Annotated in this window: 21 protein-coding genes; 2 read left to right on the top strand and 19 right to left on the bottom strand. The window is 72.5% G+C overall.

Features of this window, described 5'->3' with window-relative positions:
• Positions 1-232: 232 nt before the first annotated feature.
• The gene (locus KV381_RS20100) at positions 233-1,015 is read left to right on the top strand and encodes a thioesterase II family protein (protein WP_218785920.1); all 783 of its coding nucleotides are present in this window, start codon (positions 233-235) and stop codon (positions 1,013-1,015) included.
• A 248-nt stretch (positions 1,016-1,263) separates the two neighbouring features.
• Here the strand turns inward: KV381_RS20100 and KV381_RS20095 are convergent, their stop codons facing one another.
• From KV381_RS20095 to KV381_RS20005, 19 genes are all read right to left on the bottom strand, one after another.
• Positions 1,264-1,485 (bottom strand): MbtH family protein, encoded by a 222-nt coding sequence (locus KV381_RS20095; protein WP_030082141.1) that lies wholly within the window; start codon positions 1,483-1,485, stop codon positions 1,264-1,266.
• 85 nt (positions 1,486-1,570) lie between these two features.
• Positions 1,571-2,278, bottom strand: a complete 708-nt coding sequence (locus tag KV381_RS20090) for a 2-hydroxychromene-2-carboxylate isomerase (RefSeq protein WP_103538053.1) — start codon at positions 2,276-2,278, stop codon at positions 1,571-1,573.
• Between the two features lie 17 nt (positions 2,279-2,295).
• Complete coding sequence (gene fabG, locus KV381_RS20085) at positions 2,296-3,042, bottom strand: 3-oxoacyl-[acyl-carrier-protein] reductase (RefSeq protein WP_030082137.1); 747 nt, start codon at positions 3,040-3,042, stop codon at positions 2,296-2,298.
• A 71-nt stretch (positions 3,043-3,113) separates the two neighbouring features.
• Positions 3,114-3,599 (bottom strand): 3-hydroxyacyl-ACP dehydratase FabZ family protein, encoded by a 486-nt coding sequence (locus KV381_RS20080; protein WP_030082135.1) that lies wholly within the window; start codon positions 3,597-3,599, stop codon positions 3,114-3,116.
• Positions 3,596-4,051 (bottom strand): 3-hydroxyacyl-ACP dehydratase FabZ family protein, encoded by a 456-nt coding sequence (locus tag KV381_RS20075; protein WP_050495655.1) that lies wholly within the window; start codon positions 4,049-4,051, stop codon positions 3,596-3,598. Before KV381_RS20075 ends, KV381_RS20080 begins: the two co-directional genes overlap by 4 nt.
• Positions 4,048-4,308 (bottom strand): acyl carrier protein, encoded by a 261-nt coding sequence (locus KV381_RS20070; RefSeq protein WP_030082131.1) that lies wholly within the window; start codon positions 4,306-4,308, stop codon positions 4,048-4,050. Before KV381_RS20070 ends, KV381_RS20075 begins: the two co-directional genes overlap by 4 nt.
• A 60-nt stretch (positions 4,309-4,368) precedes the next feature.
• Entirely contained in the window at positions 4,369-5,442 is a 1,074-nt protein-coding gene (locus KV381_RS20065) for a beta-ketoacyl synthase N-terminal-like domain-containing protein (protein ID WP_030082129.1), read from the bottom strand.
• A gap of 49 nt (positions 5,443-5,491) precedes the next feature.
• On the bottom strand, positions 5,492-5,911 hold the full coding sequence (locus KV381_RS20060; protein WP_030633614.1) for a hypothetical protein: 420 nt from the start codon (positions 5,909-5,911) through the stop codon (positions 5,492-5,494).
• Positions 5,911-6,318 (bottom strand): hypothetical protein, encoded by a 408-nt coding sequence (locus tag KV381_RS20055; RefSeq protein ID WP_030633612.1) that lies wholly within the window; start codon positions 6,316-6,318, stop codon positions 5,911-5,913. The genes KV381_RS20060 and KV381_RS20055 overlap by 1 nt, the downstream gene beginning before the upstream one ends.
• 1 nt (position 6,319) lies before the next feature.
• Positions 6,320-6,649, bottom strand: a complete 330-nt coding sequence (locus KV381_RS20050; RefSeq protein ID WP_030633611.1) for a DsrE family protein — start codon at positions 6,647-6,649, stop codon at positions 6,320-6,322.
• A complete protein-coding gene (locus KV381_RS20045) occupies positions 6,646-7,650 on the bottom strand; it encodes a hypothetical protein (RefSeq protein WP_030082120.1) in 1,005 nt (334 codons plus the stop codon). The genes KV381_RS20050 and KV381_RS20045 overlap by 4 nt, the downstream gene beginning before the upstream one ends.
• Complete coding sequence (locus KV381_RS20040; RefSeq protein WP_218785919.1) at positions 7,647-8,765, bottom strand: alpha/beta fold hydrolase; 1,119 nt, start codon at positions 8,763-8,765, stop codon at positions 7,647-7,649. The genes KV381_RS20045 and KV381_RS20040 overlap by 4 nt, the downstream gene beginning before the upstream one ends.
• Positions 8,762-9,706, bottom strand: coding sequence for a beta-ketoacyl synthase N-terminal-like domain-containing protein (locus tag KV381_RS20035; protein WP_030082116.1), 945 nt, complete (start codon positions 9,704-9,706; stop codon positions 8,762-8,764). The genes KV381_RS20040 and KV381_RS20035 overlap by 4 nt, the downstream gene beginning before the upstream one ends.
• A complete protein-coding gene (locus KV381_RS20030; protein ID WP_030633607.1) occupies positions 9,703-10,842 on the bottom strand; it encodes a beta-ketoacyl synthase N-terminal-like domain-containing protein in 1,140 nt (379 codons plus the stop codon). Before KV381_RS20030 ends, KV381_RS20035 begins: the two co-directional genes overlap by 4 nt.
• Positions 10,839-12,092: a beta-ketoacyl synthase gene (locus KV381_RS20025; RefSeq protein ID WP_030082112.1), complete on the bottom strand. Its 1,254-nt coding sequence runs from the start codon at positions 12,090-12,092 to the stop codon at positions 10,839-10,841. The genes KV381_RS20030 and KV381_RS20025 overlap by 4 nt, the downstream gene beginning before the upstream one ends.
• A gap of 46 nt (positions 12,093-12,138) precedes the next feature.
• A complete protein-coding gene (locus KV381_RS20020) occupies positions 12,139-12,390 on the bottom strand; it encodes an acyl carrier protein (RefSeq protein ID WP_030082110.1) in 252 nt (83 codons plus the stop codon).
• A 60-nt stretch (positions 12,391-12,450) separates the two neighbouring features.
• Complete coding sequence (locus KV381_RS20015) at positions 12,451-13,449, bottom strand: TauD/TfdA family dioxygenase (RefSeq protein WP_218785918.1); 999 nt, start codon at positions 13,447-13,449, stop codon at positions 12,451-12,453.
• Between the two features lie 163 nt (positions 13,450-13,612).
• On the bottom strand, positions 13,613-14,575 hold the full coding sequence (locus KV381_RS20010) for a helix-turn-helix domain-containing protein (protein ID WP_050495654.1): 963 nt from the start codon (positions 14,573-14,575) through the stop codon (positions 13,613-13,615).
• A 277-nt stretch (positions 14,576-14,852) separates the two neighbouring features.
• On the bottom strand, positions 14,853-15,566 hold the full coding sequence (locus tag KV381_RS20005) for an IclR family transcriptional regulator (protein ID WP_030082104.1): 714 nt from the start codon (positions 15,564-15,566) through the stop codon (positions 14,853-14,855).
• A gap of 391 nt (positions 15,567-15,957) precedes the next feature.
• On the opposite strand from KV381_RS20005, the gene KV381_RS20000 reads away from it, so the two are divergent.
• Entirely contained in the window at positions 15,958-16,197 is a 240-nt protein-coding gene (locus KV381_RS20000) for a hypothetical protein (protein ID WP_086777693.1), read from the top strand.
• Positions 16,198-16,291: the final 94 nt, after the last annotated feature.

The following is a 16,291-nucleotide window of genomic DNA, read 5'->3' as shown; positions in this document are numbered from 1 at the left end:
CGGGAACCACCCTCGGTCGTTTTCGGGAACACCGGGGCCGGGGAGCGGTACGGGCCGCTGCCGGCAGTCATCACGGCGGAACGCACAGGAGGCGCGTCCGCTCATCCTGGCCCGGTACGCGGCCGATTCCCGTGCGCGTGCACGTTGTTGCAGACCGGCCCGGTGGCAGCGGTGGTGCGGGTGCACTGGTGGCGTCGCCGAACGGCGGTGGCACGACGACGGAGGTGGAGTGATGGCCGAGGGGTCCGATGTGTGGTTCCGGCGCTTCAGACGAGTGGCGCGGCCCCGGCTGCGGCTGGTCTGTCTGCCGCACGCGGGAGGATCCGCGTCGACGTTCCGGTCCTGGCCGCAGTGGCTTCCCGAGGACGTGGAGGTGCTGGCCGTCAACCTTCCGGGGCGGCAGGACCGGCTCGGCGAGGACTGTGTGAGCGACATGGACCGGCTGGCCGACGGGGTCGCGGAGGCGCTGCTGCCGCTGTCCGGCGAGCCGTTCGCGCTGTTCGGCCACAGCATGGGCGCGTCGGTGGCCTTCGAGGTGGCGCACCGGCTGGAGCAGCGGTACGGAACCGTGGCCGCGGCGCTGATCGTCTCCGGCCAGCAGCCGCCCGCCCGCTACCGCGTCAACGAGGCGCATCTCGGCGGAGATCCGGGCCTGTTGGCGGAGGTGCGGCGGCTCGGCGGCGAAGGCGCGGCGTTCCTGGACAGTCCGGAGATGCGTGAGCTGCTGATGCCGGCGATCCGCGGCGACTTCGCGCTGATGGGCGCGTACCGGCCGGATCCCTCGCTGCGGATCGCGGCGCCGGTGGACGCCTGGGTCGGCGACGCGGACGTGGACGTCACCGTCGAGGAGACGCGGGCCTGGGCGGAGGTGACGACGGGGCCGTTCGCGTACCGCGTGTTCTCCGGCGACCACTTCTATCTGAACGCGCAGAGCGCGGAGTTCACCGGTGCGCTCGTGGAGCGGCTCGCGCGGCCGGAGGCGAAGGTGGGCAGCGCGCCACACCAGGTGCGCTGAGCAGGACCACGACGAGGCGGCCCGGAACCGGAGAGGTTCCGGGCCGCCTCGTCCGTGCGCGGCACCTGCCGTGCGGCGGGGTGCCAGGGGGTGTCTTGTCGATCAGGGTCGGTCAGGCCGCGGCGTCTGGTGCGGTGCATCGCAAGGCGCTGGAACGTCCTCATCGCGGAGCGATTCGGGCGTTTCGGCAACGCCGCGAGGTGCCGTGGCAGGCGTCGCGGACCCGGCCGTGATCGACAAGACACCCCCTAGACCGTGGCGGAGTCCATCGCCACGGCGAGGCTGCTGGGCCGCATGTCGGTCCAGTTCTCCTCGATGTAGGCGAGCGCCGCGTCATGGCCGGCGTCCTTCAGGACGACCTGCCAGCCGGCCGGGACCTCGGCGAAGGCCGGCCACAGGGAGTGCTGGCCCTCGTCGTTGACGAGCACCAGGTAGGTGGCGTCCTTGTCCTCGAAAGGGTTCGTCGACATGGTGGTGTTCTCTCCTCGGTTCCTCGGTTCGTACGGAATGTCGTTCGGTCAGTCGGTCAAGCGGTGTCGCGGAACGTGCGGGCCGTCAGCCGCAGCCTCCGGCGTGGCCCAGGTCTCCGGACGGGGTGGCCGACAGCGCCGCCGCCGGAACGGGAGCCGGTGCGGGTGCCGGGGTCGCCGCCGCGGAGCGTACGGCGTCGGCGAAGCGGTCCAGCCGGTCCAGGCCCCAGAACTTCTCGCGGCCCGCGATCAGGAACGGCGGTCCGAACACCCCGTCGCGGTACGCCGACATCAGCGCCGCCGTGGCCCGTTCGCGCAGCGCCGGGTTCTCGGCGGCCGATCCGGCCGCGGCCGGGTCGAGACCGAGGCGGCCGGCGATCTCGGCGATCAGCGACGGATCGTTGATGTCCTCGCCGTCCTGGAAGCGGGCCCGGTAGACGAGGTCGGTGTAGGCCGGTCCCACGCCCTGGTCGGCGGCGAGGAACCAGGCCAGGTGCGCCGTCTCCCACACCGGTTCGCGGTCGAGCGGCCAGGAGACCGCCAGCCCCCGGTCCGTCGCCAGCCTGCGGACGTCGGTCAGCACGTAGAAGTGCTTCTCGCGGGACATCGGCGTGTAGAGGAAGGAGCCGCCGGCCTCGGCGAGCAGCCGCTCGCTCACCGGGTCCGGATCCCAGTACGGAATCCACTCCACCCGCCCGGCGACGTCCGGGTGGCGTGCGGTGAGGTCGTGATGGGCCAGCCAGGAGTACGGGCTGCGGAAATTGAAGTACCAGCGGGGGCCGCGCTGGGCCATGGCTGTCCTCCCGGACGCTAGAGGGTGATGCCGCCGTCGATCTGGAAGACGGAGCCGGTGATGTAGCCGGCCCGGTCCGACGCGAGGTAGCCGATGAGACCGGCGACCTCCTCCGGGCTGCCCATGCGGCCGAGCGGAATCTGCTTCAGCGCACGGTCGCGGACCGCGCCCTTCAGCGCGTCCGTCATGTCGGTGTCGATGAAGCCCGGGGCGACCACGTTGGCGCGGATGCCGTACGGTCCGGCCTCCTTGGCCAGCGCCTTGGTGAAGCCGATGATCCCGGCCTTGGAGGCGGAGTAGTTGGTCTGCCGCGCGTTGCCGTGGACCCCGGCGACCGAGGACACGTTGATCAGGTGGCCGGACTTGCGCTTCATCATCGAGAAGATGGCCGCCCGGCAGACGTGGTAGACGCCGTCCAGGTTGGTGTCCAGCACCGAGTGCCACTGCTCGTCGGTCATCAGCAGCAGCGGATTGTCGCTGGTGATGCCGGCCGAGGTGACGACCACGTCGACCGGTCCGAGTTCGTCCTCGGTGCGCTCGACCAGGTCGCGTACGGCCTTGGCGTCGGTGACGTCGGCGCGCGCCGCCAGCACGCGCACGCCGAGTTCGGACGCCTCCTTCTCCAGGGCCAGCGCCGCCTTCTCGTCCGACCGGTAGCAGAACGCCACGTCGTGGCCGTCCTGTGCCAGGCGCAGCACCGCGGCCCGTCCGATGCCCCGTGAACCGCCGCTGACGAGCGCGACGCGGGACGGCTGGTCTTCCACCCGTTTCTCCTTCTGTGAACGGCCGGTCCGGGTGCGGTGCGCCGGACCCGGCCATGATCGGTAGAACGCCCCTAGGAGGCGCGGACGGCTTCGGTGAGCGCGGTCGCCGGGCGGAACGCCAGCGTGGCGCGCTCCACGGTCATGACGCGCTCGCCGTCGACCAGCGCCTCGCCCTCGAAGATCATCGTGTCGGGGAGCACGCGCAGGACGCGGACGTGGTGCACGACCACGTCGCCGGGCAGCACCGGGCGCTCGAAGCGGACGTCGCTGACGCCGCCGAAGAGCATGACCCGGCCGCTCAGCACGTCCGGGTTCGGCTGGTCCCAGGTGGCGAGAACGCCGGCCGCCTGGCACCAGGACTCGGTCAGCAGGACCTCCGGGTAGCGGTAGCCGTCCGGGGGTGTGTCCTGCGGAAGGTCCGCGTACCAGGGCTCGTTGTTGGTGACGGCCTTGCGCGCGACCAGCCGCTCGCCCGCCTCCAGCTCCTCGACGCGGTCCAGCAGCAGCATCGGATGGCGGTGCGGCAGCAGGCCGCGCAGTTCGGCGGAGCCGATCATCCGAGACCTCCGGAGGTGAGGCGGAGCCGGACCGTGGCGGCCGTTCCGCGGACCGTCCGCACGGTCGCCGCGACCCGCCAGGCATCGTCGCCCCCGGTGTCGCCGGCGGCGGTCAGGGCGAGCTCCACGGACAGTTCGTCGCCCGGCAGCACCGGACCGCGGAACCTCGCGGACTCGATCGCGGCGAGCCGGGCCGACGGCAGGACGAGCAGGGCGCTGCGGTGGACGCATTCGATGACGCAGACACCGGGAAAGATCGGGAAGCCCGGATAGTGACCGGCGAAGAACGCCTCGTCCGGATCGGCCAGGCACGCGGTGGCGGCGCTCAGCGAACCGTCGGCGGCGCGCTGCGGCGTACCGACGATCCGCACCGGCGCGGAGACCGGCGACGCGGCGCGCGGCGGTGTCCCGACGGCCGGGGCGTCCGTGCGGAGCCCGCCGGCGACCGTCACCGGGGGTCCGCCAGCTTCTGCGCTATCAGGCCGTACGCGGCGCGCAGGCAGGTCACCTGCTTCAGCTCCTCCTCGCGGAGTTTGACGCGGTACCTCTTCTCCAGCACCACGACGACCTCCAGGGCCATCAGCGAGTCGATCTCCAGGTCGTCGGTGAAGCTCGTGTCGTCACCGACGTCCGCGGTCTCGACGTCGAGCACCTCGGCGATGATCTCGCGCAGCTGCTCCAGGTCCAGTGTCTGCACGGCGGATGTCATGGAATTACCTCTCTCGTCTGCTTGTCGGCTCGTTCACTGCATCTCGCGCGGTCCGGCCCGTCATCGGCCGAGCCGCAGGACCGCGCATCCCGCCTCGCCGTCCCGGTCCACCGCCGTGACGACGGCGACCCGTCCTCGTACGTCGTCCTGCTCGGCGAGCGCGAGCACGGCGGCCAGCTGGAACATCGCGGCCGCACCGGCCGTGTCGCCGATCAGCCGGGACACGCGGTTCACCGCCGCCGGGTCGAAGTGCTGGTCCAGCACCGCCTGTTCGGCCGCTCCGAGCGCGCCCGCCGCACCGCTCGGCGCGACGGTCCACACATCGGCCGGCTCCGCACCGGCGCGGTCCAGGGCGCGGCGCACACAGCGGCCGAGCACCGCCGCCGCGTCGCCGACCGCGTCGAACACGCCGACCTCGACGGCCTCCACGGTGGCGTGGGCGCCGCCCGTCGCGGCCGCCTCCGGCTCGACGCGCAGCATCACACAGCCCTCGCCGTGCACGACGCCGGTCTCGTCCTCGCCCCTGCTGTGCAGGTCCAGCCAGGCGCGGGCGTCCGCGTACTCCTCGACCGCCCCGCACAGCACGGTGCGCGCCCGGTCGGCGTTGAGCAGCCGCTGCGCGTACTTCAGCGCGTGCAGCCCGGAGACGCGGCCGCCGGCGATGGTGGTGTTCGGGCCCTTGAGCCGGTGGCGGATGGCGCACTGTCCGGCGGCGCAGTTCATCACGGCGTTCGGGAAGCGGGCCGGGTCGACGAAGTACGGCTTCTCCGAGACGAGTCCGCTGCGCGTGAAGTCCATCATGCTCTGCACGCTGCCGGAGGTGGTGCCGAGCACCAGCGCCACGTCCTCGCCGTCCGACGCGGTGTGCGGGTCCGGCGACTCGTCGATCAGCCGGCCGACCGCCGACACCGCGAGGCCGGTGACCCGGTCCATGGCCCGGGTGCCCTTGCGGCCGAGCGCGGCCGCCGGGCTGAAGCCCGGTACGAGGCAGACCTCGTCGTCCGGCGTACGCCACTGCTCGCGGTCCACCGCCGTGACGGCGGACCGTCCCGCGTGGAATCCGCTCACGAAGGCCTCGCGGCCGATGCCGAACGGCGAGACGGCGGACCAGGCGGAGATCACGGTCTTGGTCATACGGATCCATTCCTTGGCTGGAGCGACGGGGAGGGGCGGCCCTGCGCGGTCACAGGTAGCTGACCATCCGGTAGTGCGGCCACCAGCCGGACAGCTGGGCCGAGGTGACCGGGCGGACGGCGGCGTCCACCAGGTCGGCGGGGCCGAGTCCGAGGTCCGTGAGGTCCTCCTCCTGCACGAGGACCCGCACCCCGGCGGCGAGCAGCGCGCGCAGGTCGCGGCGCTGGTCGCTGAGCGTGTCCAGGACGCGCCCGCCGAACGTCAGCGGAGCGGTCTCCGCCGTCCGCAGCGCGCAGGTCACCGCGGGTCCGCGCAGCAGGATGTCCATGCCGCCGAGCTGGCGGTGGAGTTCCACGGCCATGTAGAGCACGTCGAAGAACTGCTTCTCCACCGCGCCCCGGTAGGCCCGTTCGACGATGCCGAGGACCCGGCCGTCGACCGTCGTGTCCCGGTCCGTCGCCGCCGTCACTAGAGCACCCCCACGAACAGCGTCCGGCCGGCCGCCTCGACGTTCTCGGCGAACGCCCCGGGGGCGCGGAGCCTGACCTCCGGGACGTGGGCGACCGCACCGCGGTCGTCGCTGCAGAAACGGCAGCCGTACCAGTGGAACCGGCCCGGGTGCGCCGCGAGCATGCCGCGGATGACGGTGGCGGTCGACGGATAGTCGACGGACCAGTCGGCGAGGTTGCGGGGCTTCGACTCGCCGAGGCCCTCCTGGGTGAGCAGCGTCGCGTAACCGCAGGCCCACACCTGCACACTGGCCTCGCGCCGCAGCAGCGACTCCACGAGCCGCAGCACGCTGGTGACCAGGTCGGAGCCGTGCGGCGAGCCCATGAGCGTGATCAGCACATCGGTACGCGGAATGCCTCTGGCCATCTCAGTGCCACACCACCTTCACCGAGGCGTCCAGCACGCTGTCGGCGATCTCGTCCATGTCCACCAGCCGGCCGCCCTCGACCAACTGCTTCTCCTCCAGGCCGCGTTGGCGGAAGGAGTAGCGGTCGACGAGGAGCTGTCCGCCGGTGCGCAGATAGTCCGCCAGCTCCGGCAGCACTCCGGGCAGCGCGCCGAGCACGCCTTCCTGGAGGAGGAAGAGCCGGGTGCGGTGCCCGCCGTCCGCCAGCGCCGCGGCGTCGCGGACGAAGGCCGCGCAGCCGCGGCCGCCGCTCCACGGTCCCCGGGTCTCGATGAGGAGGTGGCCGCTCATGCGCCGACGGCCGGTTCGCCGCGCAGCGCCCGCAGGACCGGCTCGTCGAAGTTGACCAGGTGCCAGTCGGTGCGGCTGTCGATGACGGCGTAGCCGTGCGTGACCTGGCCGGTGGCGGTCTGGACGAGCCGGCCCTCGCGCACCACGTAGGTGTCGAAGCGCGAGCGGTAGAGGAAGTCCTTGAAGATCTCCTCGACCGTGTAGACGACGTACAGGTCCTCCTCCATGAGGGCCTCGTCGAGGATGCGGATCTTCGAGTGCGAGCAGGCCGGGATCCACTTGCGGTCGTCCAGGAGCGTCTTGATGGAGAGGCCGCGGTCGGCGAGGAACAGGTCGACGACCTCCTCCATCTGCCGCAGATAGCCGGACATCTGGAGCCGCTCGGTGAAGTGGCAGTACGGGTAGGGGATGCGCCACTTCCAGCCGAAGGCGTTCTTCCCCTCGGTGAGCAGGCTGAGCACCGGGTCGGGGCCGGTGGTGCCGTGGCCGTCCGACAGCGGCTCGGGGGCGGCCGGCGTCACGTGCGCGCCGGGCTCGGAGGTGGCGATCCGCTCGACGGCGAACGGCCGCAGCTGCTCCGGTACCGGCTCGGCCGGGAAGGTGGTGTCGATGCGCAGCACGACGCGCGCCCGGCCGGTGACGGCCTTCACGGACGCGCCGTCGCGGTCGACGTTCAGCGTCACGCGGAAGAGCAGTGCGTCGCCGTCCTTGGAGACCGGCTCGACGTCGGCGGTCACCAGGTCGTCCAGGTGCAGCGAGCTGAGGATGCGGACGTCCAGCTCGGCGAAGTCCAGGCCGAGGCCCAGCTCCTCGTAGAGCACGCGGCTCGACAGGCCCGCGGCTCTGAAGTGTTCCAGGACGGCTTCCTCGACCAGGTAGTTGTCGTGCTTGAAGCCGATCCAGGTGCAGATGTTGGAGCCCTCGTAGCGCGGGCGCAGCGACACGCGCGTCGGCGTGTGCAGGAGCGTCTTGATCCGGGCGTCGGTCACAACGATGGTCATGGGGCTGGTTCTCCAGGCGCTCGGTCTCCGGGCCGCTGCGAACGCGCCCGCGAGGACAGGGACATGACGAAGTCGCCGACGACGGAGGAGAACTCCGCCGGCCGCTCCGTCATCAGGAAGTGGCCGCAGTCCGTGAGGACGCGGATGTACGCGTCGGGCAGGTCGGCGGTCAGATCGCGGCCCTCGGCCGGATCCACCGCGATGTCCAGCGCACCGCACACGACGGCGGCCGGCACGCGGATCCGCCCGGGCCGGAGCCACGGGGTGCGCAGATAGCTGTCCACGAACCGCAGCCAGCCGTACGGACCGATCCGGTCGCAGACCCGGCGCGCCATGGAGAGCTGGATCTCCGGATCCAGCCGGCCGCCGGAGTGGACCCGGATGCCCTCCTCCATGATCCGCTCGAACTCCGCCGGATAGCGGGTCATGGAGTCCCAGTCGAACTCCTCGGCCGTACGCCGGTAGAACGGCGAGACGAGCACCAGGCCCTCGATGCCGTACCGCTCGAACGGGTCGCGTCCGGCGTCCAGTTCGCGGTCGAGGAGCGCCAGCGTCTGGAGCGCGGAGAACGAGTGGGCGACGACCGTGCCCGCGCCGCCGGGTACGCCGTCCAGCGCCTCCGCCAGCCAGCGGGTGGCGTCCGGGGCACGGTGCCAGCCGCCGTCGCCCGCGCCGCGCCACGGCAGGTCGGCGGTCCACAGCTCCTGGCCGGCCGGCCGGTGCGCGAGGAAGGCGTCCCAGACGGTGGCGCTGTTGCCGAGGCCGTGCAGCAGGAGCATCCGGCCGGTGACCGGACCGCCCGCCACCGGATGGCGGTGCAGCTCGACCGGCGGCCCGGTGCCGGTGGCGAACCCGCGCGGCACCACGGCGGTGCGCGGCCGCGCGGACCGTACGGGAGCGGTGGCGGGCGGCTCCTGCCGTACGGGAGCGGCGGTGGCCGGTTTCGGCCGTACGGGAGCGGTGGCCGTCGTCGTCCGCCGTACGGGAGCAGGCGCGGTCGGCGTCTCCGGTGGGGCCGTCGTGGCGACCGCCTCCGGCCGTACGCGCGGTGCCGGAAGCGTGTCCGGCAGCGCCGGTGCCACAGGTCCGGCGGCCGTCCCGGTGGCGCTGCTCATCCGGCCTCCTGCGGTCCGACCAGCAGCAGGCCGGCTGCCGGCCCCGCGTCGCCGCCGCCGGTCACCGCGTACACGGGGCCGACGCCGCCCGCCGCGAAGTAGCCCGCCGAGGCCGCGCACTGGAGGACTCCGAGCGCACCGGAGGCGCCGGGCCAGCGGCCCGCGACGCCGAGGTCGCGGACTCCGGCCGGTCCACCGGCCGCCACGGCGTCGCCGTCCGGCGACTGCCAGGCCGTCGGAGGGCGGCCGCCGAGCGCGTCGAGCGCCTCGACGCAGTCCGGCAGCCCGCCGGAGCGCGCATGGCCGCCGACCACGGCGACCGCGCGCACACCGCGCACTCCGGCGGAGCGCCGGTGCTCCAGCACCAGTGCCGCCGCTCCGTCGAACGCCTGCGCACGGCCGGTGAGCCTGCGCGCAGGGTCGGTGTCCGGCTCCGCGCCGATCACCACGGCCCGGTCCGCGCGGCCCGCCGCGATCAGCGTCATGGCCCAGCGCACCGCGTCCGTTCCGGAGGTCTCGCCGTTGCACAGCATGAGGTTCGGTCCGGTGAGGCCGAACCTGATGGCGACCGACGAGGCGAGCACATTGCTCGACGCGTTCGGCAGGTCCATCGGGCTGGTGGCCCCCGCGGTGTCGGCGGCGATCGTGTCGACGGTGCGGCAGATGGTGTCGAGGTTGCCGTAGTTGGAGCTGGCGACGACGGCCGTACGGTCGCCGCCGAGCGCGGTCCCGTCCTCGTCCAGGAGCCGCGCCTCGGTCAGCGCGTCCCGGACCGCGCAGTAACCGAGCTGTGTGGCACGGTCCTTGTAGCGCAGCCCCTTGCGGCCGAGCCGGGCGCGCGGATCGACCGGCGCGCTGTCCGGACGCGGTTCGCCCAGCAGGTCCGCCGGAGTGTCCACGCCCGCCAGGGCGATGCCGATGCCGGTCACGAGGATGCTCATCGGACGGCCTCCACCACGGCGACGGCGTTGATACCGCCGAAGCCGAACGCGTTGATCTGCGCCACGGACAGCTCGGCCTCGGCCGCCTCACCGGTGACGAAACGGAAGTCGGCCGCCTCCTCCACCGGATGGCTCAGGCCCGGGGTCGGCGGTACGCGGCCGGTGTCGAGCGCGTTCAGCGCGGTGACCAGGCCGATCAGCCCGGAGGCTCCGGAGGTGTGGCCGGTCATCGACTTGATCGCGGTCATCAGCGGCACACCGACGTGCGCTCCGAAGGCCTCGGCCACCGCGGTGGCCTCCGCCTCGTCGTTGAGCAGCGTGCCGGTGCCGTGCAGCATCACCAGGTCGACGTCCTCCGGCTTGACGCCGGCCCGCTCGTGCGCCTGCCGGATCGCCGCGGCGATGCCCCGGTGGTCCGGCGCGGTGGCGTGGTGCGCGTCGCAGTTCAGTCCGACCGACCGCAGCCGGCCGCGGACCGCGCCGGTACGGCTGCCGGTGTCGCGGCGGATCACGACGGCCGCCGCGCCGTCGCCCATCACCGCGCCGGTACGGTCCCGGTCGAACGGCCTGACCCGGTCCGGCGGCACCGGATGCACCCGCTCCACCAGCCCGTACATGCTCTCGGTGAGCACGTCCACACCGGCCGCGATCACCGTGTCGGCCTCGCCGAGCTCCAGCAGATCGGTGCCCATCGCCAGCGCGTACAGCGAGGCGGAGCAGGCGTTGGCGAAGGTGTGCACGGAGGTCGTGCCGAAGCGTTCGCGCAGCGCCCGGCCGAAGTGCAGCCGCTCCGCGTCCATCGGCAGGCCGTCGCGCCACCACAGTTCGGCCGAGCGCAGCTCGCGCAGACCGGTGCCGACGAGCACCGGAACACCGGAGAGGTCGTCGCCGAGACCGGCGTCGCGCGCGGCCTGCGCCACCGCGTCCAGCAGGAGGGCGGTGGCCCGGCCCGGCACATCGGCGCCGGGCACCGGGCGGTCGTCGATCTCGTACGCGTACCGCGCGTTGTACCGCGAGCGGTCGAAGCCGCGCAGCTCGGCGTGGGCGCTGCGGCCGGCGCAGAGCGCCTCGAAGAGTTCGCGCGGATCACGGCCGACGCCGGCCGCCGCGCCCGTTCCGGTCACCAGCCAGCTCATCGGCCCTGCCCCTCGTACTTGCCGAGGACGACGACCGCGTTGTTGCCGCCGAACGCCAGACCGTTGTTGACGACGATGTCGAGATCGGCGTCCACGGCCTCGTTCGGTACGCAGTCGACGTCGCACTCGGGATCGGTGCTCACGTGGTTGATGGTCGGCGGGATAAAGCCGTGCACGATGGCCAGCGAGCAGGCGATGGCCGACAGCGCGCTGGCCGCGCCCATGGTGTGGCCGATCATCGACTTGATGGACACGGTGCGCGGCGGCTCGCCGAAGACCTCGCGGATGGCCTGCGCCTCGGTGATGTCGTTGGCCCGGGTGCCGGTGCCGTGCGCGGAGATCAGGTCGACCTGCTCCGGCTTGACCCCGGCGTCGTCCAGCGCCAGTTGCATGGCACGGCCGACGCTCGCGCCGTTCGGCGCGACCTGGTGGTGCGCGTCGCAGTTCAGTCCGTAGCCGAGGACCTCGGCGTAGATCCTCGCGCCGCGCGCCAGTGCGGACGACAGGCTCTCCAGCACCAGTACGCCGGCGCCCTCGCCGGTGAGGATGCCCTTGCGGTCCACGTCGAAGGGCTGGCAGCGCTCCGGTGCGATGGTGCCCAGCCGGTAGAAGCCGGCGAAGGTCTTGCGGCACAGCGCGTCGGCGCCGCCGCACAGCGCGAAGTCGACCTCTCCGGCGCGCACCGCGTCGTAGCCGTAGCCGATGGCGTAGTTGCCGGCCGCGCAGGCCGTCGGAATGGTGACGGCCTCCACATCGGTCAGTCCGAGCTCGTGCGCGATGGCGGTGGAGAGCCGGCCCGCCCGGACGCGCCGCGCGACCACCGGATCCATGTGCTCGGATCCGGCGCGGATCTCGGTCTCGACCAGGCTGTCGAGGTCGCGGGACTCGCCGTCGGTGGTGCCGATGGAGATGAGACCGCGTTTGGTCCGCAGCTCCTCCGGAAGCAGGCCGGCGTCCTGTGTGGCCATCCGGGCGGCGGCGACGGAGAACCGCGCCGCCCGGCCCAGCTGTTCGAGATCCGTGTCACGGATCCAGTCGGCCGGTTCGAAATCGCTGATCTCGCAGCCGTTGGCGTAGGCGAAGCCCGTGGTGTCGAAGCTGGTGATCGGCTTGGCGCCACTGCGCCCGGCCCGCAGCCCCTCGGCGAAGGCGGCTGCGCCCACACCGATGCTGGAGAACACTCCGAACCCGCTCAGGACCACTCGCTGCGCACCGTCCGGATCCGCCGGATCCACGGAGAACGACGTCATGAAATCTCCCCAACCAGTCTCGATGGTCCGTGGTGTGGTGACGCCGTTACCAGCCGGCTATCTCGGCGACGACCTGGTAGACGCTCTTGAGGTTGACCATGCGGCCGAGCTGGGCCTGGTCGATCTCGATGTGGAACTCCTTCTCCAGCGACGCGAGGATCTCGATCGCGCGGAGCGAGTCGGCGTCGTGGTCCTCCTTGAAGAGGCTGGTCTCCGTGACGTCCTCGGGCTCGATCTCCAGGATGTCGCAGACGATGTCCTTGATCTTTTCCTGGCGCTCGTCGATGGCGGTCGTCATCGTCAATCTCCTTGGTGTGGGGTGGTGTCGAGGCGGGCCGCACGGTGCGGCCGGCCGGGGTCAGACGTCGGTGCTGGACTGCACCTGTCCGTCGTCCGCGCGGCCCGGCCGCGAGCGGCGCAGGTCGAGCTGGACGAAAACGCGCTGGAGCCAGCGGTCACGGCCGTCGTAGCGCGGCGTGAACGCGGTACGGCCGTGCAGCGCCAGCCGGTTGTCGACGTACGCGAGGTCGCCGGGCTCCAGCACCAGCGTCCTGCGGGTCTCGGCGAAGGCCTCGCCGAGCTCGTCCATCGCGTGCCGCGCCTCGTCGTCCAGCGGCTGGGTGCTGGTGAAGTCGACCTTCACGTCCGGGTCCTGCCGGGCGCCGCTGAGGATGCCGTGCGGCTCCGGCAGCGAACCGAGGTCGCCGAAGGAGGCGGGCGGGGCGGTGACGTAGCGCGGCTCGTGCAGCACCGTGCGGGTGCGCTCGGACAGCAGCGGCAGCGCGTTGCGGATGGACGCCACGCGCAGACCGGCGACGTTGTCGTGGTCGTTGCGCAGGCACATGAGACCGACCAGGTCCGGCCGCATCGGGTGGAAGGCGTTCTCGATGTGCATGGTCAGCTGGGTGGCGCCGGCGTTGCCCTGGAACTCCTCCATGCCGGGCACCGGGACGACGTCCTGGACCAGTGCGCCGTGCTTCTCCTCGCGGAAGGCGGTGAGTTCGCCGAGCTGGAGCGAGATGAGCGCGAGGACGGAGGCCGGCAGGGTGGTGGAGCGCTGGACGGAGCCTGCCCTGCTCGGGGTGTCCGGCAGGACGTCGGAGTGGACCGGCAGGTTGCGCAGCAGCAGCATCGCGTCGGCGCCGGGTTCGCGGACGAAGCGGCGCAGCGTCTGGCGCAGCCGGATCGGAAGACGGGCCGAGAATTCGCGCGCCGCGTCGACCCAGACACGGTCGTCGATCTCTCGCGGACTGATATCGGTCAGCTCGGCGGCGACCCTTTCGAGTTCGCCCTTCTCTTCCTCGGTGAGCACAATGCCGGCCTTGCGGTCCAGCACGTTTCCGACGTCGACGGACATGTTTCTCCTCGCCTGCGGGAGGTGGGTGGGGCTCTGGAATCCGCGCTGCCGGAAATCGATCCGGCGCCTGTCCAGAATGACGGGCTTCGAAGAGCTAAAACGTGGCCTTGCAGCAACTGGCAAAAGCGCAGGCCGACCCCGGCCGTTCGCGGGCCGCGTCCGGTCAGAGCAGGCCCATCTGCGCGGCCCTGACACCGGCCTGGAACCGGCTGCGCGCGTCGAGGCCGACCATGGTGGACGCCACGTCGTTGCGCACCGTCCGGACGCTGACGCCGATGCGCCGCGCGATCGCGTCGTCGGTGAGGCCGTCGGCGAGCAGCCGCAGGACGCGTTCGCGGCGCGGCCGCGACGGCGGGGCCGGCAGCGGTGACGTCGCCTGCCTGACCTCCATGCTGTTGTCCCACAGCCGGTCGGCGAGGCCGTTCAGCGCGTCGAGGCCGGAGCCGCCGCGCAGGACCCGCGCACCGCCGCCGGCGTCGAAGAGGACGCCGACCGCGCCGTCGACGATCACCGCGCGGGTCGGCACGTGCGGCAGCGTGCACGGCGCCGCGCCCTGGGCGCCGAGCCACCGCGCATGCTCGACCGCGGCGGGCCGGTGCAGGAACGACGCGCTCCACACCTGCCGCAGCACGGCCTCTCGGCGGAGCACCGCCTCGGCCACATGGCGCGAGAACTCGAAGGATCCGGCGCTGTGCTCCGGTACGAGCAGCACCACCTCGCGCCGGACCGTGGCGACCAGCCGCTCCACCAGGGCCGAGGCCTCGTCGGCGCTGCCCGCGCCGAGCGGCTCGGCCGGTCGTTCCACGGACCGCTCGTGCAGCGCGATCAGCCGCTCCACCTCCAGGGGTCCCGGCAGCCCGGTGCTCTGGGCGTCCTGGAACCTGCGGGTCGCCAGGGCCGGCAGCGCCAGCGCCGGTTCGACCGCGCGCAGCGCGCCCTCGTCGTCGGCCGACGCCGTGACCAGTCCTTCCTCGCGCAGCTCCGCGACGACGCCGCCGAGCCACTCCTCCGTCGTGTCGAGCACGGCGGCCAGGTCGGACGGACGCCATCTTCGGCGACGCAGCATCATGCGATAGACGAATTCGGTCCGGCGGTCGAGTCCGACCGCACACTCTCGTTCGTTCATCTCCGGGCCCCCGTGAAATCATGGATACGCAGAAGCGTGAAGGCGTCCGCGGTGAACGGAGAATGATGTCACCGCAGTTGCCGAGGACACGTCGCATTCCGCCACGCAACGGAATGCGGAGAACAGGACCCGCCCGTCCTCGGACCTCTGTCCTACGGGCGTCCCGTCGACGATTCGTCCGGCATTCGACCGCCGGCCCGAATTCACGTTCCCATGTTTATCCGCCGCGCGGTGCCGGGGCAATGCCGGCTACATGAAGCTGCCAGCGCGGGCCGGTTCAGACCGTCAGACCAGCACCTAGCTGCACCGCGGCGTCGATGGCGGCGGCTCCGTACTGCCGGCCGGGCCGCCGGCCGAGCCGTGACACCGGCCCGGCCACGCACACCGCGGCGACGACGCGGTTGCCGGGTCCGCGCACCGGCACGGCCACGGACGCGGTCTCGCGCTCGGCGTCATCGGCGCCGACCGTCTGCGCCCAGCCCTGCTGCCGTACGCAGGTGAGCGTCGCCGCGGTGAACCGCGCTCCGCGCAGGCTCCGGAAGAGCAGCTCCGGCGCCTCCCAGGCGACCAGCACCTGAGCGGCCGCCCCGGCGTGCATCGGCAGCGCCGCGCCGACCGGCACCGGCGGCAGCTGCGCCCCGCATTCGGCGGCGGCGACACAGACGCGCAGGTCGCCGTGGCGGCGGTAGAGGCGTGCGCTGGCGCCGACGCGGTCGCGCAGCCGGCCGAGCACCGGACCGGCCGCGGCGACCAGCCGGTCGCGGCCGGCCTCGACCGCCATGTCGCCGAGCCGGGGCCCGAGCACGAACCGGCCCCGCCGGTCCCGGGCGACCAGCCGCAGCCGCTCCAGCGCGGTCGCCAGCCGGTGCACGGTCGGCCGCTTGAGGCCGGTGCGTGCCACCAGCTCCGCCAGCGAGGCGGGCCCCAGCTCCATCACTTCCAGCAGCAGCGACGCCTTGTCGAGCACTCCGACACCGCTGACCGCATCCACCCGTTCGGGAGCCACGGCGGTCATACCGGAACCTCTTTCTCACCCCGTCGGGCGACGGGGACGGTAGGGATGCACACACATGCGGCCTGAGGTCCGGATCCCACGGGATCCGGACCTCAGGCATCGCGACGGCGTCAACGGGGGGGGTGAATTCGGCCGTCGCACAGGGGGCTTCGCGGGAGGGGCGAGCACCACACCTGACACACCCATGGAACGGTGTGACGACGGTCCGGCGCAATCCCAACTTCAGGAAGCTGCCAGTGAGTTCGTGCCGGGGACGTGGTGTGCGAGGTGTCCTGGCGCGGCGCGGCCCGGAGTATAGAGAACGCATAGGCAGGTACCCAACCCTGGGAAGAACGCCCGGCAGGGGCGGGTCACGGAGGAGGGGATCATGAGCCAGGACGCGGCGCCGGATCCGGCAGAGGTACCGCACGGGGACGGCTCGGCGGACATCACGGAGACGGACTGCACGCAGGACCGCACGGAGGACGGCTCGGCCGCCGACAACGACGACCAGGGTCTGCGGTGGGCGGCGCTGCTGGCGGCGTTCATCGACGACGCGCTGAGTCCGGGCCCCGGCGCGCCTCCGGACGGGGCCACCGGCGAGCCGCCCGCTCCCGGTACCGCGTGATCGACGGGAGCCCGGCCGGACGCCGGGCTCCCGGAACCCGCGTACCGCCGTACGGCCTGACCAGCCGTACGGCAGCCCGACCGGCCCGACCGAG

The organism is Streptomyces sp. WY228 (assembly GCF_019287315.1).
In the GTDB taxonomy this organism is placed as follows: Bacteria; Actinomycetota; Actinomycetes; order Streptomycetales; family Streptomycetaceae; genus Streptomyces; species Streptomyces caviscabies.
Note: the sequence above shows the minus strand (reverse complement) of the source record. Positions and strands in the feature narration are given on the sequence as shown.

Coding starts and splice junctions, on each gene's coding strand:
- KV381_RS20030 (WP_030633607.1), bottom strand. CDS start 10,842: ATGAGCTGGCTGGTGACCGGAACGGGCGCGGCGGCCGGCGTCGGCCGT.
- KV381_RS20025 (WP_030082112.1), bottom strand. CDS start 12,092: ATGACGTCGTTCTCCGTGGATCCGGCGGATCCGGACGGTGCGCAGCGA.
- KV381_RS20010 (WP_050495654.1), bottom strand. CDS start 14,575: ATGAACGAACGAGAGTGTGCGGTCGGACTCGACCGCCGGACCGAATTC.
- KV381_RS20045 (WP_030082120.1), bottom strand. CDS start 7,650: ATGACCATCGTTGTGACCGACGCCCGGATCAAGACGCTCCTGCACACG.
- KV381_RS20065 (WP_030082129.1), bottom strand. CDS start 5,442: ATGACCAAGACCGTGATCTCCGCCTGGTCCGCCGTCTCGCCGTTCGGC.
- KV381_RS20095 (WP_030082141.1), bottom strand. CDS start 1,485: ATGTCGACGAACCCTTTCGAGGACAAGGACGCCACCTACCTGGTGCTC.
- KV381_RS20050 (WP_030633611.1), bottom strand. CDS start 6,649: ATGAGCGGCCACCTCCTCATCGAGACCCGGGGACCGTGGAGCGGCGGC.
- KV381_RS20040 (WP_218785919.1), bottom strand. CDS start 8,765: ATGAGCAGCGCCACCGGGACGGCCGCCGGACCTGTGGCACCGGCGCTG.
- KV381_RS20000 (WP_086777693.1), top strand. CDS start 15,958: ATGAGCCAGGACGCGGCGCCGGATCCGGCAGAGGTACCGCACGGGGAC.
- KV381_RS20100 (WP_218785920.1), top strand. CDS start 233: ATGGCCGAGGGGTCCGATGTGTGGTTCCGGCGCTTCAGACGAGTGGCG.
- KV381_RS20035 (WP_030082116.1), bottom strand. CDS start 9,706: ATGAGCATCCTCGTGACCGGCATCGGCATCGCCCTGGCGGGCGTGGAC.
- KV381_RS20015 (WP_218785918.1), bottom strand. CDS start 13,449: ATGTCCGTCGACGTCGGAAACGTGCTGGACCGCAAGGCCGGCATTGTG.
- KV381_RS20070 (WP_030082131.1), bottom strand. CDS start 4,308: ATGACATCCGCCGTGCAGACACTGGACCTGGAGCAGCTGCGCGAGATC.
- KV381_RS20055 (WP_030633612.1), bottom strand. CDS start 6,318: ATGGCCAGAGGCATTCCGCGTACCGATGTGCTGATCACGCTCATGGGC.
- KV381_RS20020 (WP_030082110.1), bottom strand. CDS start 12,390: ATGACGACCGCCATCGACGAGCGCCAGGAAAAGATCAAGGACATCGTC.
- KV381_RS20090 (WP_103538053.1), bottom strand. CDS start 2,278: ATGGCCCAGCGCGGCCCCCGCTGGTACTTCAATTTCCGCAGCCCGTAC.
- KV381_RS20080 (WP_030082135.1), bottom strand. CDS start 3,599: ATGATCGGCTCCGCCGAACTGCGCGGCCTGCTGCCGCACCGCCATCCG.